Source organism: Enterococcus sp. DIV2449a, assembly GCF_051711225.1.
GTDB lineage: Bacteria > Bacillota > Bacilli > Lactobacillales > Enterococcaceae > Enterococcus_D > Enterococcus_D casseliflavus.
Window position 1 is genome coordinate 2,301,672 of record NZ_JBIOME010000001.1, and the last position, 13,147, is coordinate 2,314,818.

At 34.9% G+C, this 13,147-nt stretch carries 9 protein-coding genes and 1 pseudogene; 1 reads left to right on the forward strand and 9 read right to left on the reverse strand.

Translation table 11 applies throughout. The features are described 5' to 3' along the window. Positions 1-25: 25 nt before the first annotated feature. Positions 26-1,320, forward strand: a pseudogene (locus IGI76_RS10755) (ISL3 family transposase). Positions 1,321-1,489: 169 nt separating this feature from the next. Here IGI76_RS10755 and IGI76_RS10760 read toward each other — a convergent pair. From IGI76_RS10760 to rfbC, 9 genes are all read right to left on the reverse strand, one after another. Then, complete coding sequence (locus tag IGI76_RS10760; protein WP_060792928.1) at positions 1,490-2,800, reverse strand: DUF2142 domain-containing protein; 1,311 nt, start codon at positions 2,798-2,800, stop codon at positions 1,490-1,492. A 20-nt stretch (positions 2,801-2,820) separates the two neighbouring features. Continuing rightward, the gene (locus tag IGI76_RS10765) at positions 2,821-4,050 is read right to left on the reverse strand and encodes a glycosyltransferase family 4 protein (RefSeq protein ID WP_438792263.1); all 1,230 of its coding nucleotides are present in this window, start codon (positions 4,048-4,050) and stop codon (positions 2,821-2,823) included. 64 nt (positions 4,051-4,114) lie between these two features. Then, entirely contained in the window at positions 4,115-7,189 is a 3,075-nt protein-coding gene (locus IGI76_RS10770) for a rhamnan synthesis F family protein (RefSeq protein WP_086295562.1), read from the reverse strand. A gap of 26 nt (positions 7,190-7,215) precedes the next feature. Further along, positions 7,216-8,445 carry an ABC transporter ATP-binding protein gene (locus IGI76_RS10775; protein ID WP_010749353.1) on the reverse strand — a complete coding sequence of 410 codons (1,230 nt, stop codon included), beginning with the start codon at positions 8,443-8,445 and terminating at the stop codon, positions 7,216-7,218. Position 8,446: 1 nt separating this feature from the next. After that, positions 8,447-9,247 (reverse strand): ABC transporter permease, encoded by an 801-nt coding sequence (locus tag IGI76_RS10780; protein WP_005229524.1) that lies wholly within the window; start codon positions 9,245-9,247, stop codon positions 8,447-8,449. Positions 9,248-9,456: 209 nt separating this feature from the next. Continuing rightward, positions 9,457-10,623: a nucleotide sugar dehydrogenase gene (locus IGI76_RS10785; protein WP_060792925.1), complete on the reverse strand. Its 1,167-nt coding sequence runs from the start codon at positions 10,621-10,623 to the stop codon at positions 9,457-9,459. A gap of 16 nt (positions 10,624-10,639) precedes the next feature. After that, positions 10,640-11,491: a dTDP-4-dehydrorhamnose reductase gene (rfbD, locus tag IGI76_RS10790; protein WP_060792924.1), complete on the reverse strand. Its 852-nt coding sequence runs from the start codon at positions 11,489-11,491 to the stop codon at positions 10,640-10,642. Positions 11,492-11,533: 42 nt separating this feature from the next. Beyond that, complete coding sequence (gene rfbB, locus IGI76_RS10795; protein WP_060792923.1) at positions 11,534-12,562, reverse strand: dTDP-glucose 4,6-dehydratase; 1,029 nt, start codon at positions 12,560-12,562, stop codon at positions 11,534-11,536. A 12-nt stretch (positions 12,563-12,574) separates the two neighbouring features. Beyond that, a complete protein-coding gene (gene rfbC, locus IGI76_RS10800; protein WP_060792922.1) occupies positions 12,575-13,147 on the reverse strand; it encodes a dTDP-4-dehydrorhamnose 3,5-epimerase in 573 nt (190 codons plus the stop codon).

Genomic DNA, 13,147 nt, shown 5'->3' on the forward strand with positions numbered 1-13,147 from the left:
AACAACTGAGAGAACGATATGCTATATGAATGATTCTATCAAAAAAATGCTGAGAATAATAGAGAAAGATTTGATGATTACAGAGGTCTCTTACGAGACCCTTCAGAAGAAAAAGACGTTGGTCGTCGATGCGGTTCTCTCGCCTACTCCTCGTGCTTGTAGAAGTTGTGGTACTACTGTGGTAGATGGAAACGGGAAAGCAATTATAGTGAAAAATGGAAAAAAGGAAACGATTGTCCGTTTTGAACAATACAATCATATGCCTTTGGTTATGCGCCTAAAAAGCAACGCTATACCTGTAAAAACTGTCGCACCCATTGGACGGCTCAAAGTTATTTTGTCCAACCCAGACATTCAATCGCAAATCATGTTAGATATAAAATTGCTTCTTTACTAACTGAAAAAGTATCTTTATCTTTTATTGCGAAAAGCTGTCAGGTATCTTTGACCACCGTTATTCGTACGTTGAAAGAGTTTAAAAGCTATTTGCCAAAGCAATCTAAAATGATTCTCCCCAGTGTATTGATGGTTGATGAATTTCGTTCGCACGCTTCCATAGAAGATAAGATGAGCTTTATTTGCGCAGATGGCGAAACAGGAAAATTAATTGATGTTTTGCCTACGCGTAAATTACCCCGATTAACAAGCTATTTCTTAGGTTGTACCAATCCAGAAGAAGTAGAATTCTTGGTTACAGACATGAACGCTGCCTACTTCCAGCTCACCAAACGTGTTCTGCCAAATGCGAAAGTAGTGATTGATCGGTTTCATATTGTCAAACACATGAATCAAGCGTTCAATGAGTTGCGTATCCGTGAAATGAATGAACTTCGTAAAGCTGGGCAGAAAAGCCATGCAGAAAAACTGAAAAAGAACTGGCGCTTTTTGCTAAAAAATCGTGCAAACATCAACCATTATGAATACAAAACATGGAAAAGTTTCCGAGCACCAAAATACCCATTTCTTACTGAAGCAATGATGATTGATCGTTTGCTTGAGTTTTCTACGCCCCTGAAGGAGGCGTATCCCTTTTTTCATGAATTAGTTGAAGCCTTTCGAGACAAAGACCCTGACTTATTTTTCTCCATATTGGCAGAACTTCCCGAAACGTTAGATGACGGCTTTCGGGAGAAGCTTCAAAACCTTCTGACCTATGAAGAAGGCATCACCAACGCAATGATCTATCCTTATTCCAATGGAAAAATTGAAGCGAAGAATACCCACATAAAGACAATGAAACGAGTATCCTACGGATTTAAATCATTCGAGAACATGAGAATTAGAATCTTTTTGATCAATCAATTAATCAATGTAAGATAACAAAAAATCTGAGCCAGAATGTGGTTCATTCTGACCCAGATTTGATTTTACACAACTCATTTCATCTATTATTGAAAAAACAGAATTAGCAAATTTCTATACTGAAAATGAATTAGAAAAGAAAAAAAACTAATCTAAAGATAAGCAACCCTGTTCATAAGTTCTCCCATCATAAAAACCAATAAGTATCCAAAACCAAGCCTGTAGAAACAATAAAATTGAATACTAAAGTTAATATTATAGCAAACCTTAATAGCTTTTCACTCATCTCGACTTTTATGCTATCTTTTAATGAGATGAAAAAAGGAACAAGAAAAATAAGAAACGGAGTAAAGTATCTCCCTTGTGCACCTACCGAAATTATTGCATTCTCTCCTAATACTAGCGGTGTCCAAGCATAGTACATTCCAGCGATTATAGCCAAAATTTGAATTACAATGATTGCTAACGATGAAAATCCGAATATTTTCTTGATTTCAAAATCACTATTCAGAGCAGAAATAAAAGCCAATAAAGCTACATCTATAAAAATAATCCACAAAGGGATTTCTACCGAAAACAACCCAATATAACCAAACATACCCACGGTTAAAATGCTGTTTAAATGTCCATTTAGATTATTATTAAATAGAGTTCTCACCAAAACGAGCAGTAATTCTTTAATTCCCTGTATACCACCAAACATTTTAATACCTACTAATCCCCCAAGAACAAGCAAAAGGACGATCAGTATATATTTGTATTTGAAGATCAACTTTCTTATATGCTGATTAACTTTCTCCAAAGGAGAAAGTTTTCCTGCTAATATGAAATTGATTGGGAACAGAAGCAATAGAAATAAAAAGTTATTACTTTTCGTAATATATAGTGCTAGAGCAAATAGCAAAATTTGAAACAACTTTTTTAAATTGATTTGAGGATTTTCAATCATTAAGCTTAAAAAGGCAAAAAAGCCAAGAATCGCTACGAAGTTTGCAGCATCATAAGATAATGATCCTGCTTGTTGAACCATTATAGGGAGTAAAGATAAAAGCACCATCGACCATTTACCGTATCTAGTCTTTGTAATAATTAAATACATACTGGCTATATAAAATACAGCGTTAAATAAGCGTCCCAATGTTACCATTACGCCTATTGATGGATAAACAATGCTTCCTAGTATCATTCCTAAAACTTGCGGAATATGCATAATTCTTTTCAACTCAAAGCTTGGTTGAAATTTTTCCTCGGATAAATCAATTTTTTCCGTAAACAACTGTTTATATTCACTTTTGTTAATTTCAGTATCTGCACTAACACTATTCATCCAATCAAAACTCGTGTCAGTTCTTACAAATATTGAATTCCATGCCATTCTCGCATGGTTCATCTCATCGGGCACTCTATTAATAGGCATTAAAAATACCGAAATCCCTATAAATAGAGTTGCTAGTACGAGAAAAATCCCTTGCGGTTCTCGTAATTTGTTTCGAACCATTATTTTAACCCCTTAAGTATTTATTTATTTTTAATTTTATACATCACTCTCTGCACAAAGGTTCTTATTTTTATTTCTAGATTTGCTAATTTACTTTTCTTTTCGTTGATTACTAATAAGTTTTTTATGTGTCTTATAGCATGTTCATTTGTCTTTGCTTGATTTATTCTTTCTATTAAAACATGATAAACTGACTTGATTTGATATTTTTCTTTCGCTGTTTTAATGAACATTTCTGATTTACTTTTTACTTCTTCAAAATTGTCTATAAAATAATTAATAGCCTCTACAAGCGAATCAATATTACCTAATGGATATATTTTCCCATGTTGAAACATCTCATATGCAGATAAATGGCCTGGATTGTCCGAAATGATCACTGGAATACCATTGAGTAAAGCTTCTACATAAACTAATCCATATGTCTCTAAACTTGATGTAAATACACAAATATCCTTATCTGTAACTATATCCCATGGATTCTCTACATTCCCGGTAAAAGAAACTGATGCAATAGTATGCTCCTTTATATATCGTTCGCATTCTCTTTTATACTCTTCATCCCAACCGCCAACAAAAACTAGTTCGATATCTTTTCTATTTATTTCATGGAATGCTCGAATTAGCTCCAATTGATTTTTTCTTTTGGTTATTCTTCCAACTGAAACGATTCTTTTTTTCTTTCCTATTTGAATATTTGAACTTTTTAGTTCTGTATACGGCGCAAAAGGAAGTATTTCTCTACTATTAAATAATTTATTCAGATGATTGTTTAAATCACCTGTGACCGAAAATATATCCGTGGAAAATTGATCAATAAAATCTAGTTTATTCTTATAGTAAGCAAACTCTTTTTCTGGATATTCATGAATTAACCAGATATGAGGAATAGATTCTAGACAAGAAGCAAGAGCACCTTGAAACATATTTACCGTATTTGTAATCACCACATCCACTTGTTTTTCTTTTATAATCTCGGTTAATGTCTTAATTGTGTCTCTATATGAAACAACTCTTTCTTCTTCTGAACCAAATATATGTGCGGGAGCATCTTCCCACCACCAACGTTGGTTATTGATCAAATAGCATTCAATGCCATTGGACTCACAATATCTAGAATAATCATTTTCTGTTGCAACTCCATATATCGGTGCTGCATTAACTACATGATATCCTTCTGCAGCTAAAAACTTCATTAAGTTGACGATAGATATTTCTGCTCCATTATCGAGCGTACCCGTTGGTGACACGAAAAGTATTGTTTTCATCTTGTCTCCTTCATTTAAAACATACCTATACTAAAGAATATTTTATTTAATCGTTTATTTTATTTTTTGCCTCTTCAGATAAAAAATCTGTCAATTCATCGTTATGTTGAATTGTCGTACAATTGTTAACAACATAATTATACGCGTTACGTCCAATTTTTTTGCGCAACTCTCCATTCGTTACAAGCAGCTCTAGTTTTTCAAACCAATCTTCAGATGAATCAACTAAAATGCCAGTTTCACCTTCAATTATCATGTCCTTGAATGATCCAATGTTACTGGCAATTGTTGGAATTTTTAATAACCCAGCTTCTAACCACTTAATTTCAGATTTTGCCCTGTTAAATATAGTGTCGACAAGCGGCGCAAGATTTATATCTACATTTTTAACAAGTTGCGGCAGCAATCTCCAGTCAACAAATGGATGGATCACAATTTGTTCACTATATTCTTTTAACTCATTCGGAATATCGATATGACCCGCTAAATGTAATTTCACGTTATTAAAGGAAGCTAAAATTTTCAATATTGCCGGCATAATTAATTCAAAATTTTCGTTATGAGTAATTGATCCAGAAAAATACCCAATATGAACACATGATGCATCACTAAGTTTTTCTGCATTATTGCTTAGCTTTATTAATTCCTCACTGCCTAAGTTACGGTTTAACAACACTTTAGTATTATACTTTTTTAGCTCTTTTTTCAAATCTTCTGTGGAAGCTATTGCAATATCACATAGAACCAGCATTTTTCCATAGTTAGTCACGCCAGCATCATAATTTTGCTTCTCTATTTTAGATAATCCTTTAACATACGAAAGCTGGTCAGTGTATTTCGTATCAATCACTAAATCATCAATATCATATAAAACTGGCTTATTAAATTCTTTGGCCACTTGAATCAAATTGACCAGCATCTCATTATATGGCGCTCTATAAATTATAATATGGCTCGCTCTTTCTGCATCGCTAATTTTCAGCTCAGAAAGTCCCACAGACTTCACTCTAAAATTCAAATTTTTTAATTGTTCAATTTTATTTTCAACACGATATTTTGTCAGTTGTGGAATAACATTTTCAACACCATCAATAATCAATACATACTTTTGTGAATCTTTCTCCTTTATATCCTCTATGATCTCTTTGATGATTTTAACAGGATAATCTGTCTTTTCTTCTATATATTTTACCAAACTAGGGATTTCTGTTTGCCTATTCAAGCCTTGCCAAATAAATTTCTCATTTGTATAGTTTGATAATGCAGTATATTTGATTACTGGTATACCCTCTTTAAGCATCTCAAGAGGATGGATATACATTGCACTATCCTCGTTTTTTTCTGTTAGCGCACCATGCTTAAATCCTAAATCTGAAAAATGCTTTGTGAATACCGTTTCGTGCATACCAATTGCTTTATCTCTTGAATTTGTATCATTCATTTTTTCCCAATAAGAATAAAACCCTGAATAAGAAAGTAATGTCTTTTCTATTACTAAGAAGTAAGACTGTAAGTGTTTAGGAATATAGCCGTATTTGTTTAAATTAGTAAAATCGTTATATTCTTCTCCATAAGTCAAACCCCAAAAATCCAGTTTTTTATCTGCCATTTTTTTAAAAATAGATGATAATTCACCAACAGGTCCAATGTTGGTATCATTTACTAACAGTAACTCATCATATTCCAAAAGCTTCTCTTTACCCAAAAACAAAATTCCATGTCTAAATGCTGCCGTATCGTATCCTTTATTTTCTCTGGTTTCTACACGGCCTAATTGTTCCAACTGCTCAATATCCGAGCTTGGTAAATCACCATTTACTATAATTAAGAGATCTGTACATAGAGCTTTAAATGCTTTCAAGAAAAGAAGTTTATATTCTTGTAATTTCTCTTTGTCTTCATAAATAACAAAAATCAAAATTCTTGATGGAGCAACATAGTTATTATTCTTTCTCTCTACACTCCTTTTAACCCTCATCAGGAGTGTAGAGGGTTTTACAACTTTTGTTGAGTATTTTCTTGTGTTCTCTTTTAATTTACTCCACACTTTTAAAGCAAGAGCTGGATTTTTAATAAAGCGATATCCATAATGTATCGGCTTGATGAAAAGATTCCCTAATTTATATGAATTTGAATTTCGAATTTCATTTTTCTCATTTTCCAAAGTTGCAATAATTTGTTTCATTGTAAATTGTTCTTTTTCATATTTTTCAATTTCATAAGAGAAATGTTCACCCAACTCTTTTCTTTCAACAAGCAGATTTTGCTTATCCAATTCTAAAAGTTTTTTTTCATCGTTTTTCACGATAATTTCGTGATCTTGATTCTTTACATGTTCTGTTAACTCAGTCAAATGTTTTGTGAGATTGCTTAATCTATTTTCCAATATCATAGTATTGTGTGAAACTGCATTAAGAATTTCATTGGGATAGTCTTCAATATGTTTTCTTAATATATAAAAATAAACTTCATAATAAAATTTATCAGAAGAATGCTCTCCGGTCCTAGAAATCGAATTTGCTAGTACTCGATAATTCAGCTTAGCTTCTTCACATTTTTTTGGTTTTGCTTTATTAACTAAAATTAAATTCATGATAAAATCATAATCAACTAATTTTTTTCGGTTTAAATTCAAGTCATAACGAACATCTTTAATGATGGATGCTCGTATTAGTGAACAATTATCAATAAAATTATTTGTTAGATAGGCTTGAAGCTCGAACGGTCTGGCTTTCATGAAAAGTTCTTTTGATGAAGCATTGATTAAGTCGGTATATACTATATCGACCTCTTCGCTTTCAGCCAAAGAAACTAATTTTTCAATAAACTCAGGATCGAGATAGTTATCACTGTCAATAAAAAGAACATATTTGCCCTTTATCCAATCTAACCCACGGTTTCTTGTTACGCAAACACCACTGTTCTCTTGATAAATATACTCATATTTTGTGTTAGAAAGTTCAAGAGTTTTAAGAATTATTTCTTCTGATTTATCAGTTGAACCATCATTTATAACAAGCAGTTCAATCTCAGGATATGTTTGAGAAAGTACACTTTTTAAACATTGTTCAATATATTTTTCGTGATTGTAACATGTCACAATAACAGATACTAACCCCATAAAGTTTTGCCCACCTCATTACCAGACTATATTTCGATTTCTTCCCAAGATCCATTTCGTCTAACTAATCCGCTAGAAGAAATTCTCTCGCTTTTAGACATTTCTTTTTTTGGAGAAATAATTATAATAGGTGAATTCTCCTTATCAGAGAACGCGAATGGTTGGTCTGATTCATTTCTGACTGAAACACCTAACCGAAGTTTGCAACCATTCATTTCGTTCAAATTACATGTATAACGCAAAGTTTTTTTCCCTAAGCCTGTGGTCATATGATCTAATGAATTGTCATTATATACCCAAATATTTCGATCAATATCCGTTAAAGAAAAAGCTATATATGTTTTCATTTCCTCTAAAACTTCATACGAAACTTCAAACGCTATTCTTTTTTGATCTTTCTCTATTAGTTCATCTGATAGCAACCGTACTTTGAAGTCTTTAATGTAATCGTTCTCTTCTTCTTTCTTTACATCGATATCGTCTGTTTTTTCAATAACGGTGGAGGTCCCCGTCTGTGTAACATTGTCTAAAGAATATTGATTTGCTACATCATCTGGGGTCCCGATGATTTTTACTTCCCCTTTATCGATCATCAGTGCTTTATTACAGTATTTACGAACAGATTCCATTGAGTGAGTCACGAGGATAATGGTCTTGTTCTCATCTTTGGCCTTCATGAAATAGTCATTGCATTTTCTTTGGAACGCTTCATCCCCGACAGCCAATACTTCATCTAAGACTAAAATATCGCTTTTCGCTTGAATCGCTACAGAAAACGCAAGTCGAACCTGCATGCCGCTTGAATAATTCTTTAATTTTTGATTCATAAATTCAGTTAATTCCGCAAACTCAACGATATCGGAATACATTCCATCCACTTCTTTTTCGGAAAAACCAAGCATAGCGCCATTCAAATAGACATTCTCTCTCCCAGTTAATTCTGGATTGAATCCAACACCTAACTCGATGAAGGAAACCAATTTTCCGTTCACTTCTACAGACCCTTTTTCAGGTGTATAAATTTGGGAGATAATTTTTAATAAGGTTGATTTTCCACTCCCATTTCTTCCGACAATTCCAAAGAAATCTCCTTTATTCACTTCAAACGAAATATCTCTTAGGACTTTTTGCTCATTATATCCTTTGATTCCTTTAAAATAATTAACGATCGTTCTTTTTAAACTCGTTGTACTTTCTGTAGGAAGACGAAACGATTTTCCTATATGATCAACTTTCACTGCTATTTCATTATTCATATTAAATAATCTCCGCAAATTTTTTCGAATTTTTATTAAAAATCATGTAGCCAGCAACTAATACGATCCATGGCAAAACATATGGAATTGCGACGATCCAATTCGTATTTATTAATTGCCATACCGTAATATTGCTTGTACTTGTTAAGATATGCCGCATATCTTGAATAATTTGAGCCATTGGATTCATCATCAAAAGTTTGGCAATGTTCACGTCCATATTCATTACAAGTGTCAATGGGTAAATTAACGGTGTAAGGTAAAAACCCGCTTGAAGGACAACCTCCCAGATCGGTCCAATGTCCCGAAACCTAACATAGATTGTTGCCAAAATAAAAGACACGCCCAATGAAAAGGCATAGAGTTCAATCAGAAGCAGCGGTGCTAAAAAAGCATAGATTGAAATATCCGCTCCATTGATCATCGCAAATAAAAGAACGATCACAAGGCTGATTACTAGATTGATTAAGGCGTTGATCGATACAGCAATAACAATGATATGTGTAGGAAAGCTTAGTTTTCTAAGCAGATCGCCTCGTGTGACGATTGATGACATACCTAAATTTGTCGTTTCGCTAAAAAAGCTCCATAGAACGGTTCCCAAAAGTAACGCCACTTCAAAGTGAGGAACATCTTGTCCAAATTTAAGAAAACGTACAAAGACCACATACATGACAGTAAACAGCATCAAGGGCTTTAAAACAGACCAAACATAGCCCATAATACTTCCTTGATATCTTAGTTTAAAATCGGTTTTTACTAATTCTTTCAATAAAATTCTATTTTTACGCTCGAACATCATTTTCTCCTTTAAGGTTCCACTAATCTTTTTTACGGTAAAACTTTTTAAAGCTATCCTTAAAAAGTATACTCGACATTCCCCTCTTTCTCAACCTTTACCAGATCATTTCAAAAATTGAGAAAAAAAATTAATGTTTCATTGACAGATTAAACGAAAAAAAGAAAGCCGCATTCAACGAACGAAATTTGGCCTCCTTTTTCTCAAAGTTTTTAGTCTCTTTCAAACAAATCTCTTGTGTATACTTTGTCTTCTACGTCATGCAGTACATCTTCCATACGATTTGCTACAATAACATCAGAGATCTTTTTAAACGTCTCAAAGTCATCAATAACTTCAGAGTTATAGAAGGATTTCTCTTTTAAAGAAGGCTCGTATACTACTACGTTGATTCCATGGGCTTTGATCCGCTTCATAATTCCTTGAATGGAAGAATAGCGGAAATTATCAGAATGAGCTTTCATAGTCAATCGATAGATGCCCACAACTTTCGGTTGTCGATCAAGGATCTGCTCCGCGATGAAATCTTTGCGGGTCGTATTTGCTTCGACGATCGCTTGAATGATATTATTCGGAACCTTATCATAGTTAGCTAGGAGCTGCTTGGTATCTTTGGGCAGACAGTAGCCACCGTATCCAAAAGACGGATTGTTGTAGTGGGAGCCGATTCTAGGATCCAGCCCGACGCCTTCAATGATTTGTCGTGAATCAAGTCCCCTCACTTCCGCATAGGTATCTAATTCGTTGAAATATGCCACGCGCAGCGCCAGATACGTGTTAGAAAACAGTTTTATTGCTTCAGCTTCAGTCGGATTTGTTAAAAGCACGGGAATTTCATTTTCCCATGCATTTCGCTTGAACATCTCGGCGATCTCTTTCGCTCGCTCACTGCATTCTCCAACAACAATTCTCGAAGGATGCAAATTGTCGTATAAAGCTTTTCCCTCACGCAAAAATTCAGGTGAAAATAAAATGTTCTCTGTGTTAAAACGTGCTTTAAGATCTAATGTATACCCTACAGGAACTGTTGATTTAATAATAAACACAGCATCTGGACGCAACTCCAGCGCTTTTTCAATCACCGATTCTACAGTCGACGTATCAAAATAGTTTTTATGCTCATCGTAATCTGTAGGCGTCGCAATAATTAATACATCCCCAAAGTCAACAGCTTCATCAAAAGCTTTGGTGAAATGAACGGACAAGTCTGTCCGCTCCAAAAATTGGTGAATTTCTTTGTCTTCAAGAGGTGAGATTTTCTTTTGCAATTGATCGATTTTTTCATCCACAATATCATAAGCAAGTACTTCTTCTTTTTGCGCCAATAACAAAGCGTTTGCTAATCCTACATAACCTAAACCAAAAACGGAAACTTTCATCATGATCCCTCTTTTTCTAGTTTTCTTCTTTCTCTAAAGATGCAGTCATATCAGCCAATGCTTCTTCCCAAGTAGGAATAACAAAACCGGTATTCTTTGCTTTTGTAAGATCCAACACCGAGTATTGTGGTCGTTTTGCTTTTTGCGGATATTCTGCTGAAGTGACAGGTGCAACCTCAACATCCGTTTCTTTCAGAATTTCTTTGGCAAATTCGTACCATGAACAGCTATTGTCATTTGATAGATGGTAGATCCCATAGTCTGCATTGTTTTCGATAATATAAACCATAAATTCAGCTAATGTTCGGGTCCATGTTGGACGGCCATATTGATCATCAACGACGGTTAAGCGCGGGTGCGTTTGCGCTAAACGTTTCATTGTATATACAAAATTATGTCCATATTTACCAAAAACCCATGAAGTTCGGATAATGAAGTATTCATCTAAAAGATCTTTCACTGCTTGTTCACCCAACAATTTTGTACGACCGTATTCATTTTGAGGATTCGGCTTATCTGTTTCTTTGTAGACCCCCTCTTTTTTCGTTCCATCGAACACATAATCAGTACTGATGTAAACAAACTTTGCTCCTACCGCTTTCGCCGCTTTCGCCACGTTTTCCGTCCCGTTGACATTGATTTTCTCATCAAGTTCCTTGCCTTCATCTTCCGCCTTATCTACTGCTGTGTATGCAGCACAATGATAAATAACGGTCGGTTTTAATTCTTGAATAAACGCAAGAGTTGCTTGTTCGTCCGTAATATCCATTTCCTGGGCATCCGTTGAGACATATTTTAATCCTTTTTCATCTAATAGATGTCGCAGCTCCGTGCCCAGCTGCCCATTTCCGCCTGTCAGTAAAATCATATTTCTCATCCCTTCAAAAAAAGCAGGTTTCCCTGCTTTTATTTATTGTCCATTCGCAGCATAATTTTTCTCTACCGCTTCTTTTTCTGTCTTCCACCATTCTTCGTTGTTGCGATACCACTCAATCGTATCGGCTAAGCCATCTCGGAAATTGGTGAATTCCGGTTGCCAGCCCAATTCTTCTTTCAATTTTGTCGAATCAATTGCATAGCGTAAATCATGACCTGGTCGATCATTTACGTGCTCATACGCGTCTTTGGGCTGATCCATTAGTTCTAAAATCAGTTCAATTACTGCTTTATTATCCTCTTCACCATCGGCACCGATGAGATACGTTTCACCCATTTGTCCCTTTGTTAAAATCGTCCACACAGCTGATGAATGATCATTTGTATGAATCCAGTCACGGACATTTTTCCCGTCACCGTACAATTTCGGCTTGATGCCGCTCAAAATATTGGTAATTTGTCGAGGAATAAATTTCTCAATGTGTTGATAAGGTCCATAATTATTAGAACAATTGGAGATCGTCGCTTGGAGACCGAATGAGCGTACCCAAGCTTTTACCAAAAGATCGGAACCAGCTTTTGTTGAAGAGTAAGGACTTGATGGGTTATACGGCGTTTTGTCCGTGAATTTTTCTCCCGCTCCTTCGCCATGTCCCGGAAGATCTTCTCTCAAAGGAAGATCGCCATATACTTCATCGGTTGAAACATGATGGTATCTTACATTATACTTTCGGCATGCTTCTATCAGCGTATACGTTCCAATAATGTTGGTTTGAACAAACGGAAAAGGATCTTTCAACGAGTTGTCATTATGAGATTCTGCAGCATAATGAACGACAGCGTCTGTATCCTGAACCAATCTATCTACCAGCTCCTGATCAGCAATGTCGCCGACAACTAATTCGAAGCGATTCTTTGGAAGACCATTAAGATTGTTCTTATTTCCCGCATAGGTCAGCTTATCTAAAACTGTTACAAAAACATCAGGATGATTATTGATCACATAATGAACAAAGTTAGAGCCGATAAATCCTGCTCCACCGGTTACAATAATTTTTTTCATCACTTTCACTCCTTATACTTCACCATAGACAAATGTATTTTCTATTTCAAATTCTTTCAGTGTTGGATGTTTTTTATCTTTTTCTGATAGAATCGCTTTTTTCACATCTATAGGCCAAGTAATTGCCAAATCGGGATCATCAAATGCAATGCCGCCATCAGCTTCAGCATTATAATAGTTGTCACACTTATACAAGAAGTTCACATTTGGGGTCAGTGTCATAAACCCGTGAGCAAATCCGCGAGGTACTAATAACTGACGATGGTTGTGTTCGGTTAACAAGTACCCTTCCCACTCTCCATAGGTCGGGCTGCCTTTACGAATATCTACGATAACATCAAGTACCGCACCAGTCACCACACGAATCAATTTTGTCTGTGCTGCTTCACCTTTTTGAAAATGCAGGCCTCTTAACACACCTGCTTCAGCAGATAATGAGTGGTTATCTTGAACAAAATCAAAGTCAATTCCTTGTGCTGAAAATTTTTCTTTTGAATAGCTTTCAGTAAAAAAACCTCGATGATCGCCGTAAACGTCCATCTCTATTAATTTTACATCTGTCAATTTTGTTTCTATAACTTTCAT